Origin of the sequence: Alloalcanivorax xenomutans (assembly GCF_032810065.1) — a bacterium.
In the GTDB taxonomy this organism is placed as follows: Bacteria; Pseudomonadota; Gammaproteobacteria; order Pseudomonadales; family Alcanivoracaceae; genus Alloalcanivorax; species Alloalcanivorax xenomutans.
In genome coordinates this window covers 1640991-1655687 of record NZ_CP136538.1, presented here as the reverse complement: position 1 = coordinate 1655687, position 14697 = coordinate 1640991, and the positions used below count along the sequence as shown (strand labels likewise).

The 14697-nt window shown below is 61.8% G+C and carries 11 protein-coding genes; 6 read left to right on the top strand and 5 right to left on the bottom strand.

Annotated features, from left to right (window positions below):
• Positions 1 to 6: 6 nt before the first annotated feature.
• The 3 genes from RYH70_RS07820 (at position 7) to RYH70_RS07810 (ending at position 5980) form a co-directional block, all read left to right on the top strand.
• On the top strand, positions 7 to 3153 hold the full coding sequence (locus RYH70_RS07820; protein ID WP_317010002.1) for an efflux RND transporter permease subunit: 3147 nt from the start codon (positions 7 to 9) through the stop codon (positions 3151 to 3153).
• Entirely contained in the window at positions 3150 to 4607 is a 1458-nt protein-coding gene (locus RYH70_RS07815) for an efflux transporter outer membrane subunit (protein ID WP_022994054.1), read from the top strand. Before RYH70_RS07820 ends, RYH70_RS07815 begins: the two co-directional genes overlap by 4 nt.
• A 215-nt stretch (positions 4608 to 4822) precedes the next feature.
• Entirely contained in the window at positions 4823 to 5980 is a 1158-nt protein-coding gene (locus RYH70_RS07810) for a porin (protein WP_022994053.1), read from the top strand.
• Positions 5981 to 6162: 182 nt separating this feature from the next.
• Here the strand turns inward: RYH70_RS07810 and RYH70_RS07805 are convergent, their stop codons facing one another.
• The 5 genes from RYH70_RS07805 to pedF all read right to left on the bottom strand — a co-directional run bounded on the left by RYH70_RS07805 (position 6163) and on the right by pedF (position 11180).
• The gene (locus RYH70_RS07805; protein ID WP_080530734.1) at positions 6163 to 7146 is read right to left on the bottom strand and encodes a zinc-dependent alcohol dehydrogenase family protein; all 984 of its coding nucleotides are present in this window, start codon (positions 7144 to 7146) and stop codon (positions 6163 to 6165) included.
• 174 nt (positions 7147 to 7320) lie between these two features.
• A complete protein-coding gene (gene exaC, locus RYH70_RS07800) occupies positions 7321 to 8841 on the bottom strand; it encodes an acetaldehyde dehydrogenase ExaC (protein ID WP_022994051.1) in 1521 nt (506 codons plus the stop codon).
• Positions 8842 to 8970: 129 nt separating this feature from the next.
• Positions 8971 to 9957 carry a quinoprotein relay system zinc metallohydrolase 1 gene (locus RYH70_RS07795; RefSeq protein WP_233924856.1) on the bottom strand — a complete coding sequence of 329 codons (987 nt, stop codon included), beginning with the start codon at positions 9955 to 9957 and terminating at the stop codon, positions 8971 to 8973.
• Positions 9944 to 10708 carry a quinoprotein dehydrogenase-associated SoxYZ-like carrier gene (locus RYH70_RS07790; protein WP_022994049.1) on the bottom strand — a complete coding sequence of 255 codons (765 nt, stop codon included), beginning with the start codon at positions 10706 to 10708 and terminating at the stop codon, positions 9944 to 9946. Before RYH70_RS07790 ends, RYH70_RS07795 begins: the two co-directional genes overlap by 14 nt.
• Before the next feature lie 28 nt (positions 10709 to 10736).
• Positions 10737 to 11180, bottom strand: coding sequence for a cytochrome c-550 PedF (gene pedF, locus RYH70_RS07785; protein WP_026948930.1), 444 nt, complete (start codon positions 11178 to 11180; stop codon positions 10737 to 10739).
• A 354-nt stretch (positions 11181 to 11534) separates the two neighbouring features.
• Between pedF and RYH70_RS07780 the strand changes: the two genes are divergently transcribed.
• From RYH70_RS07780 to RYH70_RS07770, 3 genes are all read left to right on the top strand, one after another.
• On the top strand, positions 11535 to 13355 hold the full coding sequence (locus RYH70_RS07780; protein WP_233918084.1) for a methanol/ethanol family PQQ-dependent dehydrogenase: 1821 nt from the start codon (positions 11535 to 11537) through the stop codon (positions 13353 to 13355).
• A gap of 100 nt (positions 13356 to 13455) precedes the next feature.
• Positions 13456 to 14130 carry a pentapeptide repeat-containing protein gene (locus RYH70_RS07775; protein ID WP_022994046.1) on the top strand — a complete coding sequence of 225 codons (675 nt, stop codon included), beginning with the start codon at positions 13456 to 13458 and terminating at the stop codon, positions 14128 to 14130.
• A gap of 1 nt (position 14131) precedes the next feature.
• The gene (locus tag RYH70_RS07770; RefSeq protein WP_022994045.1) at positions 14132 to 14683 is read left to right on the top strand and encodes a rhodanese-like domain-containing protein; all 552 of its coding nucleotides are present in this window, start codon (positions 14132 to 14134) and stop codon (positions 14681 to 14683) included.
• Positions 14684 to 14697: the final 14 nt, after the last annotated feature.

Genomic DNA, 14697 nt, shown 5'->3' with positions numbered 1-14697 from the left:
AGCAACATGGCCAATTTCTTTATTGATCGACCCATTTTCGCCTGGGTGATCGCCATCGTTCTGATGATGGCGGGCGCCCTGGCGATCAATACTTTGCCGGTGGAGCAATACCCCACCGTGGCACCGCCGGAAGTCACCATCGAGGCCACCTACCCCGGGGCCTCGGCGAAAGCCGTGGAAGATTCGGTGACGCAGGTCATCGAGCAGCAGATGAACGGTATCGATAATCTGCTGTACATGTCCTCCACCAGTGATTCCTCCGGTAACGCGCAGATCATTCTGACCTTCGCCCCCGGTACCGACCCGGATATCGCCCAGGTCCAGGTGCAGAACAAACTGCAACTGGCCACCCCGCGCCTGCCCCAGGTGGTGCAGCAGCAGGGGGTGCAGGTGAGCAAGTCCTCCGACACCTTCCTCATGGTGGTGGCGTTCAATTCCAAATCCGGTGAACTGGATAACGCCGCCCTCGCCGACTATGTGGCGGCCAACATCCAGGATCCGATCAGCCGGGTGCAGGGCGTCGGTACCACCCAGTTGTTCGGTACCCAATACGCCATGCGCGTCTGGCTCGACTCCCAGAAGATGACCGAGTTCGGCCTGACCGCGGCGGATGTCACCCAGGCGATCACGGTGCAGAACAACCAGATCACCGGCGGTCAGATCGGCGGTAACCCGGCGGTGGAAGGCCAGCAGTTGAGTGCCTCCATCATCGTGCAGACCTTGCTGCAAACCCCCGAGGAATTCGGGCGGATTCTGCTGCGCGTCAATGACGACGGCTCCCAGGTACGCCTCAAGGATGTCGCTAACATCGAGTTCGGCAAGGAAAGCTACGATATCACCGGGCGCTACAACGGCACCTCCGCCACCGGCCTGGGGATCAACCTGGCCACCGGCGCCAACGCCCTGGATACCGCCGAACGGGTGAAGTCCACGCTCAACGATCTGAGCCAGTTCTTCCCCGAAGACATGCAGATGGATTTCCCCTACGACACCACACCGTTCGTGGAAATTTCCATCATGGAGGTGGTGAAGACCTTGTTTGAAGGGATTCTGCTGGTGTTCCTGGTGATGTACCTGTTCCTGCAGAATTTCCGCGCCACGCTGATCCCCACCATCGCCGTGCCGGTGGTGCTGCTGGGGACCTTCGCGGTGCTGTTCGCCTTCGGCTTCTCGATCAACACTCTGACCATGTTCGGCATGGTGCTGGCCATCGGTCTGTTGGTGGACGACGCCATCGTGGTGGTGGAAAACGTGGAACGGGTGATGGCGGAAGAGGGTTTGCCTCCCCGTGAAGCCACGCGCAAATCCATGGGCCAGATCACCGGCGCGCTGGTTGGTATCGCCCTGGTGCTGTCCGCGGTGTTCATTCCCATGGCGTTCTTCCCCGGTTCCACCGGCGCCATCTATCGCCAGTTCTCCATCACCATCGTTTCGGCCATGGTGTTGTCGGTACTGGTGGCACTGATCCTGACGCCGGCGTTGTGCGCCAGCATGCTCAAGCAGCAGGACGCCTCCCATGAGGACAAGAAAGGCTTCTTCGGCTGGTTCAACCGTAACTTCGACCGTGCCAGCCATGGCTATCACAACAAGGTGGAGAAAATCCTCGGCCGCCGTGGCCGCTACCTGTTGATCTATGTGGCCGTGGTGGCGGTGCTGGCGTTCACCTTCACCCGCTTGCCCACCGCCTTCCTGCCGGAAGAGGACCAGGGCATCATGCTGGCGCAGGTACAGCTGCCGGTCGGGTCCACCCAGGAGCAGACCATCGAAGTACTGAAGAAAATGGAGCATTACTTCCTGGAGGAAGAAAAGGACGCGGTGCAATCCATCTTCACCGTGGCCGGCTTCAGCTTCGCCGGTCGTGGCCAGAACTCGGGCATCGCGTTCGTCCGTCTGCGGGACTGGGAGGATCGTGATCTCAGCACCAATGGCATTGACCAGATCATCGGCCGCGCCATGGGGTACTTTGGTGGCATTCGCGAGGCGATCATTTTTGCCTTGAACCCGCCGTCAATCCCCGCTCTCGGGGTGGCCAGCGGTTTCAACTTCCAGCTCCAGGACCGTGGCGGCCTCGGCCATGACGCGCTCAACCAGGCCATGGGCCAGTTGCTTGGTCAGGCCAACCAGGATCCATCGATGGTACAGGTGCGTTACAACGGCCTGCCCGACGCGCCGCAGTACAAGGTCGACGTGGATCATCTGAAGGCGCAGTCCATGGGCGTCTCCATCGCCGACATCAATAACACCATGTCGGTGGCCTGGGGCTCCACCTACGTCAACGACTTCCTCGATCGCGGACGGATCAAGCGGGTCTACGTCCAGGGTGACGCGGAAGACCGCATGCTGCCGGAGGATATCGGCACTTGGTACGTGCGCAACAGCGACAACCAGATGGTGCCCTTCTCCAGCTTCGCCACCGGCGACTGGCAGTACGGTCCGCAACAGTTGCAACGCTACAATGGTGTCTCCTCGGTGAACATCCAGGGCAACGCCAGCCCCGGCTTCAGTACCGGTGACGCCATGACCGCGCTGGAAGGTCTGGCGGCGAATCTGCCGGAGGGCTTCGGCTACGAATGGACCGGACTGTCCTACCAGGAACGCCAGTCCGGCAACCAGGCGCCGGCGCTGTATGCCCTGTCACTGATCGTGGTGTTCCTGTGTCTCGCCGCCCTGTATGAGAGCTGGTCGATTCCGTTCGCGGTGATGCTGGTGGTGCCGCTGGGTGTGATCGGCGCGGTCCTGTTCTCGCTGGGCCGGGGCCTGGAAAATGACGTCTTCTTCCAGGTTGGTCTGCTCACCACCATCGGGCTATCGGCGAAGAACGCGATTCTGATCGCCGAGTTCGCCAAGGATCTGGAGGACCAGGGCTACTCGTTGTGGAAAGCCACGCTGGAGGCCACACGCATGCGGCTGCGTCCGATCCTGATGACCTCCATGGCGTTCATGCTCGGGGTGACACCACTGATGCTGAGCAGCGGTGCCGGCTCCGGCGCCCGAAACGCCATCGGTACCAGTGTGTTTGGCGGCATGTTCACCGCCACCGCCCTGGCCATTTTCTTTATTCCTTTGTTCTACGTGGTGGTTCGTAAACTGTCCGGCGTGCCGTTGAACGGCAAAGGCGACCGTAACGAGCCGTCCGAGGAGACCCGCGGATGACATTGAAACCCGCTTCCATGGCGTTGGCCGTCGCTCTGGCCCTGAGTGGCTGTACGCTGGCGCCCAGTTATGAACAGCCCCCGTCCCCGGTGCCGGATCAGTTCCGTGAAGGCGCCGACGCCACGCAGGTCACTCTGCCCGGCTGGCGGGATTTCTTCGCCGAACCGGAACTGCAACAGCTGATCCAGACCGCCCTGGCCAACAACCGGGATCTGCGGCTGGCCATGCTGGATGTGGAAGAGTTGCGCGCCCAGTATCGGATTCAGCGTGCCGATCTGTTTCCCGATATCGGCCTGAACGGCACCGGCACCCGGCAACGGGTGCCCGGTGACCTGAGCAACACCGGCGAGAGTCAGGTGCAGAGCCAGTACGGCGCCAATGTGGGCATCTCCGCCTACGAGCTGGATCTGTTCGGCCGGGTGCGCAGTCTCAAGGACGCCGCCCTGCAGAATTATCTGGCCAGCGAGGAAGCCCAACGCAGCGCCCATATCACACTGGTATCGGAAGTGGCCAACGCCTATCTGACATTGGTGGCGGACCGGGAGAACCTGCGCATCAGCGAGGAGACCATGGAGGCCTATCGGTCGTCCCTGGACCTGACCCAGCGCCGTTTCGACCTGGGTGTCGGCTCCGAGCTGGAACTGCGTCAGGCGCAGACCGCGCTGGAAACCGCCCGCGCCAATCGTGCCCGCTTCGCCCGTCTGGTGGCCCAGGACCGTAACGCCCTGGCCACCCTGGTCGGCGCGCCGCTGCCACCTCTGCCCAACGATAATCTGGAGGCCTCCGGGCTGGTGGAATTGTCGGATGTGCCTTCCGGGCTGTCCTCCAACGTGCTGCTGGCACGCCCGGATATCATCCGCGCGGAGCACTTGCTGCGTGCGGCCAACGCCAACATCGGCGCGGCGCGGGCGGCGTTCTTCCCGAGCATCTCCCTGACCGGGACCTTTGGTACCAGCAGTGCCGAACTGGACGGGTTGTTCGAGAGCGGCTCACGCAGTTGGTCGTTCTCACCGAGTATTTCCCTGCCAATCTTCACTGGCGGACGCAACCGCGCCAGCCTGGACGTGGCGGAAGTGCGCCGGGACCAGAGCGTCGCCACCTATGAACAAACCATCCAGACCGCCTTCCAGGAAGTCTCGGATGCGCTGGTGGCCCGGGAGACTCTGTTGGAACAGGAAATCGCCCAGCAGGCCCTGGTGGACGCCACCCGCCGCTCACTGGAACTGTCCCAGCAACGCTACGAGCTGGGCGCGGACGACTACCTGGCGGTGCTGGACGCGCAGCGCAGTCTGCTTACCGCCCGTCAGGAACTGGTGTCGATCACCCTCAGCAAGCTCGCAAATCAGATCACTCTGTATCGGGCCCTGGGCGGCGGCTGGCTGGAAGATCAGGCCACCGTGATCAACACCGCTCCGGAGCAGGAAGACAGCGACACCTCCGGCACACAAGGTTGAGCGTACTTGCCCGGCGCGAACGCGCCGGGCCTTTCCTTGCCTGTTCCCTTCTCTCTTCGTTCTAGTTCCTGAACCAATCCCCCGCGCACGACTTTCGTGCCACCCATCAGGTCACCACGGTCTTAAGACGCCTTCCCGACCAAAGCGGGATTCGCAGCCGCCCGCCACTTTCCATACTGCCCGCTCCGAACGACGCAAAAAACATGGAGCGAACCATGCACAACAACAAAAGGCTGCCCCTTACCTGCGCCCTGCTGGCATCCCTTGCCGGTGCCGGCGCCCAGGCGGAAATCAAACTGCACGATGACAATCGGACCACTTTTTCCACCGATGGCTACATCAATGCCTTCTACGTACACAACGACGTGGACCGCCCCGGTGATCAGTTCGACCGGCGCCAGTCCCGGGTGAAAATGGGATTCTTGCCGAACTGGATCGGCTTCAATTTTTCCCGCCAGGTCGGCGACCTGAAACTCGGGGCCCGCTCCTCGTTCTGGGTCACCATCAACGACAGTGAAACCAACGGCACCGAAACCGGCATCGATGTGCGCCAGTTTTATGGCACCATCGACGGCGGTTGGGGCCAGGTGTTGATCGGTAAGGACTTTGGTCTGTTCGCCCGTTCCAACATTCTCCGCGACGAACTGTTGTCGGGTTTCGGCCAGGCCAGCGATACCCTCGGCCTGATGGACGGTAGCGGTGTGTCCTTTGGCAATATCGGCACCGGTTATCCCTACCCTTTCCCCAGCGCGCAGATCACTTACCGCAGCCCACAACAACATGCCCTGAAAGTCGCCGTGGGTGTTCTCGATCCCTATGACAGCAACGAAGTCGGCGGAGCCGGCAAGGCCTACCAATCAGCACCGCGTTTCGAAACGGAAGTAAGCTACCAGACCAGCCTCGGCGCCACTGAACTGTACGCCTGGGTTAATGGCGCCTATCAGACCTCGGAAAACACCGACGGTAGTGTCGAGGATGTGACCTCGCGGGGGCTGGGCTATGGGGTTCAGGCCAAACTCGGCGACACCTCCCTCACCGCTTCGGGCTTCAATGCCGAGGGTATGCATCCCCTGTTCTCCAACAACCTGGGGCAAGCCAACCTGAAGGAGATCGACAGCAAGGGGTACCTGCTGCAAATCGGCCAGCAGATCGATAAATTCCGGCTGGCCCTGTCCTACGGCCGTAGCGAGGACGATGGCAATCTTCTTGGCGGTGAAGCTGACTACGAAAACAAAGCCGTGCTGCTCAGTTACGCGGTCAATGACAATCTGAAACTGCTGGGTAATTTCAGCCGCTTCGAAATTGATGACAAACAGGCCGGCGAGATTGAATCCACCGATACCCTGGCAGTGGGGGCCGCACTCTCCTGGTAGATCCGCTGAGCGGATCCATTCCACTGTGCCATTTGGCCGCCCTTGGGGCGGCCTTTTTTATCAGCGCCGTGGATATGATTTCGGAGACAGCTACAAGGCCGCCGTGGGCGCTGGCTTGCTGCCAATTCCGCTCCTCCGGCGTTGCTACTCGCTTGCAGGCAGGCTGCCCAGCGGCTTCCTGCTCATGGCACCAACACCGCCGCGCCGGTGAGACGGCCGGCGCGAAGATCGTCCAGCGCCTCGTTGGCCTCGTCCAGCCGATAGGTCCGGGTCGCGACCTCGATACCCGCCTGCGAGGCAAGGCGCAGAAACTGCTCGCCATCTTCCCGGGTCAGATTGGCAACGGAACGGATCACTCGTTCACCCCATAAATCAGCGTAGGGAAACCTCGGAATATCGCTCATATGAATGCCGCCACAGACCACCACACCGCCTTTGCGCACCGCGCGCAAAGCCATGGGCACCAAAGCGCCCACCGGAGCGAAAAGAATGGCCGCGTCCAGTTCCACCGGTGGCGCTTGATCTGATCCACCGGCCCAGGCTGCCCCCGTTTCCCGCGCGAACGCCTGAGCGACGGTATCGCCAGGACGGGTAAACGCGTAGATCTCACGTCCCTGCCAGCAAGCAAGCTGGGTCAGGATGTGCGCCGCCGCGCCGAAACCGTAGAGCCCCAAACGCGGCGCCTCCCCGGCCATTCGATAGGAGCGGTAGCCAATCAGGCCGGCACACAGCAACGGCGCCAGGCTGACGGGATCGGGTTCTTCCGGCAAGGCAAAAGCGTAGTCCTGTGAGGCCACGCAATGTTCGGCGTAACCTCCGTCAAGGGTGTAACCGGTGAATCCGGGCGTGTCACAAAGATTCTCCTGGCCCGCTTCGCAATAGCGGCATCGTCCACAGCTGTGTCCAAGCCAGGGAATACCAACGCGCTGCCCCAGAGAAAACCGGCTGCCGCCCGGCCCCAATTCCACCACCCGACCGACGATTTCGTGGCCGGGAATCAAAGGGAGCTTGCCCCCCGTCAACTCGCCGTCCACCACGTGCAGATCGGTGCGGCAGACACCGCAGGCTTCGACCTGAAGGCGCAGCTCGCCGGTGCCGGGACGGGCTGCCGGGCAATCGATCAACTCGAGCGGTCCGCCGATCTTTCGCAAGCTCATGGCTCGCATGGGAACCTCCGCTGTTATTGGAATACCACACCCATGATCCAGTGTAGTGCAAGCGGGGGCCTTGATCGCAATCAAGCAACGGTAGAAGGGGGGATGGACAGGAAAAGCGGCGGCACCGGCGGAGAGGTCGGGAGAACGTATCCCTTCCCCCTTCCGCCGGCTTATCCGTTGGCTTCAGAAGAAGCCAAGCGGGTTTACGTCGTAGCTGACCAGAAGGTTCTTGGTCTGTTGGTAGTGATCCAGGATCATCTTGTGGGTTTCCCGGCCGATACCGGATTTCTTGTAACCGCCAAAGGCGGCGTGGGCCGGATAGGCATGATAGCAGTTGGTCCAGACCCGGCCGGCCTGAATACCGCGGCCCATGCGGAACGCCACGTTGATATCCCGGCTCCAGACCCCGGCACCGAGACCGAACTCGGTATCATTGGCGATCGCCAGCGCTTCCGCCTCGTCCTTGAAGGTGGTCACCGCCACCACCGGGCCGAAGATTTCCTCCTGGAATACCCGCATCTTGTTATGGCCCTTGAGCAGGGTCGGCTGAATATAGAAGCCTTCGCCGTGTTCACCTGCCAGGGATTCGCGATCGCCACCGGCCAGGAACTCGGCGCCTTCGCTGCGGGCCACTTCCATGTAGGACATGATCTTGTCGAACTGCTCCTGGGATGCCTGAGCGCCGACCTGGGTTTCGGTGTCCAGCGGATTGCCACGCTTGATCGTGGCGATGCGTGCCACCACCCGCTCCATGAAGTCGTCGTACATGCTTTCCTGGATCAGCGCCCGGGACGGGCAGGTGCAGACCTCGCCCTGGTTGAAAAACGCCAGCACCAGCCCTTCCACCGCCTTGTCGATGAATTCCGGCTCGGCATTGAGGATGTCGGCGAAGTAAATATTGGGCGATTTGCCGCCCAGTTCCACGGTGGAGGGAATGATATTCTCCGCCGCGCATTTGAGGATGTGTGAGCCCACCGGCGTGGAGCCGGTGAAGGCGATCTTGGCGATGCGCTTGCTGGTGGCCAGAGCCTGGCCGGCTTCGTCGCCAAAGCCGTTGACCACGTTCAACACACCCGCCGGCAGCAGATCACCAATCAGTTCCATCACCTTGAGAATCGACACCGGAGTCTGTTCCGCCGGTTTCAGCACAATGCAGTTGCCCGCCGCCAGCGCCGGCGCCAGTTTCCAGGCGGCCATGAGGATCGGGAAATTCCAGGGGATGATCTGCCCGACCACACCCAACGGCTCGTGAAAATGATAGGCCACGGTGTTGGCGTCGATATCCGCGAGCGTGCCTTCCTGGGCGCGGATACAGCCGGCGAAATAGCGGAAGTGATCCACCGTCAGAGGGATATCGGCGTTGAGGGTTTCGCGCACCGCCTTGCCGTTATCCCAGGTTTCCGCCACCGCCAGGGACTCCAGGCTGCCTTCGATGCGGTCGGCGATTTTCAACAATATATTGGCGCGCTCGGCCACCGAGGTTCGTGCCCAGGCCGGCGCGGCGCGGTGAGCGGCGTCCAGCGCCAGATCGATGTCTTCGGCGGAGGAGCGGGGCACCTGACAGAACACCTTGCCATTGACCGGACTGATGTTGTCGAAGTACCGGCCCTTAACAGGAGCCACCCACTCACCGCCAATATAGTTTTGGTAGCGCTCCTTGAAGGAGACCAGGGCGCCCTGACTACCGGGATTGTCGTAAATCATAGCCGTACTTCCTCGCTTTTTTATGCTGATCCTGAGTTTTTCCGCCACACTCTCGAGCGGACTGTCTGGATATTCAGATTAGTGCCGCGCCGGTAACGCCCGCATGCTACCAAGGTACTAATTCGCCCCTTATTTGGTCGTATCCGGTTCCGCCCACAGCAACGCTTCCTCATAGTCGGCGTAGAAATGGCTGACACTGCGGGTCAGCTCGTAACGCACCAGCGCCATGCCGGCGAAGCGTTCCGGTAACGGTGCCTGAATCACCTCGTTACGGGTGGCGCCGCGAGCCGCCCCCCCGGCGAGACGCCGATCCAGCCAATCCAGATAGTCGAGGGTCTCTTCGATGGGCGAGCCGTCCCGGGACACCGGACCATGGCCCGGCACCAATGTTTTAAATTGCAGGGCACGCAGTTGTCCGAGCTGCTCCCGCCAGATGCCAATCCCCGGGGAATGCGGTGTGGTCGGTGCCCGGCGGTGGAATACCAGATCACCGGTGAACAACACCCCGGTGGCGGGATCGAGTACCACCAGGTCGGCGCCGGAATGGCCGCTGAAAGCAAACAATTGCAACGGATAATCGCCAAAGCGGCCCTCGCCTTGCTGTACGGACCGGGTTGGCAGTACCGTTTCGGTGCCGCGCACGGCGTCTCCCAGCCGTTGATAAAGCGTGGCGCGAAAGCTGTCGGCGTCCCGCTTCAGGGCGGCGCGGGTGGCAGGCAGCGCGGAAATTTCCGCGCCCTCGAAGGCCTGGTTGCCGAACACATGATCCGGGTGATGATGGGTGTTGATAATCCAGCGCACCGGCTGGTCGGTGACGGTGGCGATGGCCGCCCGCAGCGCCCGGCCATAATTCAGGGTGCTGCCGGTATCGATGACGATGACGCCATCACCGGTGGCGATGAACGCGGCGTTGGCGATATCACCGCCATTGTCCTCGGAGAGTTCCTCGCGCCGCCCTTCCACTACCCAGGTGCGCTCCGCCACGGCCACCGGTTTCAGCTCATACTCGAAGGCCAGCGCGTACCTAGGTGGTAAAAGGACGGCCCCCAACGCCAGCACGACAAACAGCGCCATCTTCGCCAGTCCGGGCCGGACCGCGCCGTCAAGGAATGGCATGGTCGAACTCATTGCCATTGTTGTCGCGGGCCTGGAACCGGTAGCTGGCGTCGGAATCCCCCTTGAGCGTCAGTGCCAGCTCCGGGTTTTCGCTCACAGAGGCTTGCCAGGCCATGGTCGCCGCTGGTTCGCCGTCACGAATGAACGCCACCTGTTCCACGTAAAACGGCCGGGTACTTGGAATCAGGCCGCTGTCCATGGGATGCGACAGTTTGACTCGCACCCGGCTGCCTGGCTCGTGGTCAAAACGCCGGGCCATGATCTTGCCAAAATCCCTGGACCAGTTGTCCTCGGTCTTGGCGATACCAGGCGTGGTACAACCCCCGCCCTCCCCTTCGATGCGGGTGCCGCCCACGTGCCAGACGCCATCGCTGAGTACCGCCACCCGCACCGCCGAGGACTGCTCCAGACGCACGTTGATGGAAAGGTTGGCCAGACCATCACTCAGTGGCCGGTAGTCGAACACCAGGGGGATCGGATTCAGTTCCACCCACAGCAGCATGCGTTGGAATCGGCCATTGAAAGCCGAGGCGTCCACATCAATGGGAACCTGCCCGGAATCCTCCGCGAAGGCCGGCGCCTGAACGCGAACCCGCTGATCGAAACGCACCGGCGTATCCCCGAGAAAACGTTCGCGGTAGCGCTCCCACATGAAGGAATCCAACGGGTCTTTTTGCGCTTCCGCGGTGATGCCCGGGGATGCGCAAAACAGCATCAGCACCGCCAACAGCGGCCGCAGGTAACCGGCCATGGCCATCCCTCCCTTGTTCACCGGGTACTCAATTGCCGCCGGTGGTTTCCAGGCTGACGGTTTCCAGCCAGGTACGGATCGCCCATAGCGCTTCCTGGCTGAGATAGTTGGCCATCGGCGGCATCAGCACCCGACCGTTACGGCTGGCGCCGTTGATCACGCGCTCTTTGTACCACTCGTCACCGTAATCGCCGTTTTCCAGCTCACGCAGATCCGGAGCGATACCGCCGGATTTCGCTTCCAGGCCATGGCAAGCGGCGCAGTTCTGGTTATAGGCGGACTTGCCCACATCCACCGCCAGTTCGTGTTGCGGATGCGATTCCCGGTAAGGGTTGGTATCACGCCACTCCTCGCCCAGCTCTTCCAGGCCTCGGATGTTGACCGACTGCGGCGTGACATTGCCGTGCCCCCAAGCCAGACCGGCCAGGGACAACAGGGAGGTGAGGGTGAGAATAAACATTGTTCTGGTCATTGTCGGGATCCTTCAGATCGCTGATTGCAATACGGCGGTAAAGCGCGAAGCCGGCTCAAAGGCCTCACATCGCATTTCAATCTAGCGATCCGTCCGCCATCGACCTACTCGTCCTTGGACCAAACCTGTCTACATCCTTGGTACTAGACCCAATTGGCTAGATTTCTCGGCCTGGTGTCGGTAGCGGCCAATCGCGCCCTCGGAGACTCTGAGCGCTGTCTTTATCCGCAGCGGGGCGGGAACACTCCGCGACCGATACCAACAAGCCGAGGAACAGGTATGAAAACAACAAGCCGCAACGCACCGTTTTCCGGAAAGGTCAAACGCCTTGCCGGCGCGGTTACCCTGGCCACCATGATCGGGGCCACCACGATCGGAGTAAGTGGCGCCGCGCATTCCGCCACCAAGACGGTAAGCTGGGAAGACATCGCCAATGATGCCGCCACCACCGACGACGTCCTGATGTACGGCCTGGGCATCCAGGCTCAGCGCTACAGCACACTCGACAACATCAACGCCGACAACGTCTCCATGCTGACACCGGCGTGGTCCTTCTCGTTTGGTGATGAGAAGCAGCGCGGACAGGAATCCCAGGCGCTGGTCCACGACGGCGTGATCTACGTCACCGGCTCCTATTCCCGCGTATTCGCCATCGACGCCCGCACCGGCAAGAAGCTGTGGGACTACGCCCATCGCCTGCCGGACGACATCCGTCCCTGCTGTGACGTGGTCAACCGTGGCGCCGCCATCTATGGCGACAAGATTTTCTTCGGCACCCTCGATGCCAGCATGGTGGCGCTGAACAAGGACACCGGCAAAGTGGTCTGGCGCAAAAAGTTCGCTGACCACAAAGTGGGTTACACCATGACCGGCGCTCCGACCATCGTTAAGGATCAGAAAACCGGAAAAGTTCTGTTGATCCACGGCTCTTCCGGTGATGAGTTCGGCGTGGTCGGCCGGCTGTTCGCTCGCGACCCGGATACCGGTGAGGAAATCTGGATGCGGCCGTTCGTGGAAGGCCACATGGGCCGCCTCAATGGCAAGGAGAGTACGCCCAGCGGTGATCCGCGCGCGCCGTCCTGGCCGGACGATCCCAACACCGAAACCGGCAAGGCCAAGGCCTGGAGTCACGGCGGCGGCGCCCCCTGGCAGAGCGCCACTTTCGATCCGCAAACCAATACCATCGTTATCGGCGCGGGCAACCCGGCGCCCTGGAATGGCTGGGCCCGCACCGCGCCCGACGGCGATCCCAAGGACTACGACAGCCTCTACACCTCCGGTCAGGTTGGCGTGGATCCGACTACCGGCGAGATCAAGTGGTTCTATCAGCACACACCCAACGACACCTGGGATTTCTCCGGTAACAACGAGATCGTGCTGTTCGATTACGTCGACAAGAAAGGCAAGCTCCACAAGGCCGGCGCTCACGCCGACCGTAACGGGTTCTTCTACGTCACCGACCGGGCCAACGGCAAACTGTTGAACGCGTTCCCATTCGTCGACGGTATCACCTGGGCCAAGGGCATCGACTTGAAAACCGGCCGTCCGATCGAGAACAAAGGCCAGCGGCCGGCACGCCTGAAGAAGGGTGAAACCCGCTCCGAAGTGGTGGAAGTGTCACCGCCATTCCTCGGCGGCAAGAACTGGAACCCGATGGCCTACAGCCAGGACACGGGCTTGTTCTATGTGCCCGCCAACCACTGGAAAGAGGACTACTGGACCGAGGAGGTGGAATACACCCCGGGATCCGCGTATCTGGGCATGGGCTTCCGCATCAAGCGGCTGTTCGACGATCACGTGGGTGTGCTGCGCGCCATGGATCCGACCACTGGCGAGGTGGTCTGGCAGCACAAGGAAGAGATGCCGTTGTGGGCCGGCGTGCTGGCCACCAAGGGTAATCTGGTGTTCACCGGTACCGGCGACGGCTACTTCAAAGCCTTTGACGCCAAGAGCGGCAAGGAGCTGTGGAAGTTCCAGGTGGGCACCGGGATTATCTCCCCGCCGATCACCTGGGAAATGGACGGCGAGCAGTACATCGGCGTGACCGCCGGCTACGGTGGCGCGGTACCGCTGTGGGGCGGCGATATGGCGGAGCTGACCCGGCCGGTCTCCCAGGGCGGTTCCTTCTGGGTGTTCAAACTGCCCAGCTTCGCCAAGGACATGGCGAAGAAATAACAACACCCGTCAGCGCGACAGGGAGCGGCGCCCGCGGGCGCCGTTCCCGTACCACAACAATAACACCGGCCCGGCGCAAGCCGGGCCCTGGGAGCATCTCATGGCACTGCGATCCAAACTTCTGCTCAGCAGCCTTCTGGTGGTCGCCGGCGCAATGACGTTGGGTAAAGCCCCGCGCGCCGCCGAAGACGACCTGTGGGCGCCGCCGGAACACAACGGCTGCGTTCTTGAAGCCCAGACCCATTGTCCCGGCGCGGACCTTTCCGGCGCCGATCTTGCCAACCTGGATTTACGCGGCGCCGATTTCAGCAACGCCAATCTGCGCGGCGCTGATCTGCGTCATACTGATCTGCGTGGCGCCAATCTGGAGCGCGCCGATCTGAGCGGCGCCGATCTGACACGCGCCACGCTGTACAGTACTAACCTGCGTTCGGCCAATCTGAGCCAGGCCAAGCTGGTGGCGGTACAAAGCTGGAATCTGTTCGCCCAGAATGCGCGCTTTGACGGCGCGGATCTCACTGGCGCGGATCTGCAGTTCGGCCGTCTCACCCGGGCCAGTTGGCAACACGCCACACTGCGTGCCGCCAATCTGGAAATGGCCTGGATGAACAAATCAAAACTGCAAAACGCGGATCTGCGCGATGCCAACCTGCAGGAAACCAAGTTGAATCTGTCCACTCTGGAAGGCGCCGATGTCACCGGCGCGCGGCTGCGCTTCACCAACTTTCAGGGCACTTACATGAAGAACTGCAGCGGCTGCCCGCGGGACTGGTGACATGATCCGGCGCCTTCTGCTCACATTGCTCGTCGCTGCCGTCGTGCTGCCCGCCTTCGGCGACGACGGCAGCTTCAATGCCGAAGGTTATCGCCTGCCGCCCTACCGTTCCCCTACTCCGAAGGTGGTGGAAGGCGCGGTAACGCTGAATACCGAAGCGCTGAAAGAGATGCTGTCGGCCAACCCGGATGCGGTGCTGATCGACGTCTACAATGTCGGTTACGCCAACGGCGGTTTTTTGCAGGACACTCCGCATTGGACACTACCCGGAGCAATCTGGTTACCCAACACCGGTAACACACCGCTGGAGAAACGCTGGCGGGACTATCTGTATCGGCATCTGCAACAGGTCACGGAAGACAACAGGGATCGCGCTCTGGTGTTTTTCTGCCGTGCGGATTGCTGGTTGTCCTGGAATGTGGCGAAACGTATCGCGGCCGATGGCTACACTTCGGTGTATTGGTATCGCAATGGCGTGGACGGTTGGCGGGAAGCCGGCGGCAAGGTGGAAGCGGTACGGCCGGAGCCGGTTGTTGGGGACGGGAACCCCTGACACGGCCCCGCCCT

Excerpts from the sequence above, each read along its gene's own strand:
- RYH70_RS07810 (WP_022994053.1), top strand. The coding sequence starts at position 4,823 with ATGCACAACAACAAAAGGCTGCCCCTTACCTGCGCCCTGCTGGCATCC.
- RYH70_RS07790 (WP_022994049.1), bottom strand. The coding sequence starts at position 10,708 with ATGGCCGGTTACCTGCGGCCGCTGTTGGCGGTGCTGATGCTGTTTTGC.
- RYH70_RS07795 (WP_233924856.1), bottom strand. The coding sequence starts at position 9,957 with ATGCCATTCCTTGACGGCGCGGTCCGGCCCGGACTGGCGAAGATGGCG.
- RYH70_RS07805 (WP_080530734.1), bottom strand. The coding sequence starts at position 7,146 with ATGCGAGCCATGAGCTTGCGAAAGATCGGCGGACCGCTCGAGTTGATC.
- RYH70_RS07820 (WP_317010002.1), top strand. The coding sequence starts at position 7 with ATGGCCAATTTCTTTATTGATCGACCCATTTTCGCCTGGGTGATCGCC.
- RYH70_RS07815 (WP_022994054.1), top strand. The coding sequence starts at position 3,150 with ATGACATTGAAACCCGCTTCCATGGCGTTGGCCGTCGCTCTGGCCCTG.
- pedF (WP_026948930.1), bottom strand. The coding sequence starts at position 11,180 with ATGACCAGAACAATGTTTATTCTCACCCTCACCTCCCTGTTGTCCCTG.
- RYH70_RS07780 (WP_233918084.1), top strand. The coding sequence starts at position 11,535 with ATGATCGGGGCCACCACGATCGGAGTAAGTGGCGCCGCGCATTCCGCC.
- RYH70_RS07770 (WP_022994045.1), top strand. The coding sequence starts at position 14,132 with ATGATCCGGCGCCTTCTGCTCACATTGCTCGTCGCTGCCGTCGTGCTG.
- exaC (WP_022994051.1), bottom strand. The coding sequence starts at position 8,841 with ATGATTTACGACAATCCCGGTAGTCAGGGCGCCCTGGTCTCCTTCAAG.
- RYH70_RS07775 (WP_022994046.1), top strand. The coding sequence starts at position 13,456 with ATGGCACTGCGATCCAAACTTCTGCTCAGCAGCCTTCTGGTGGTCGCC.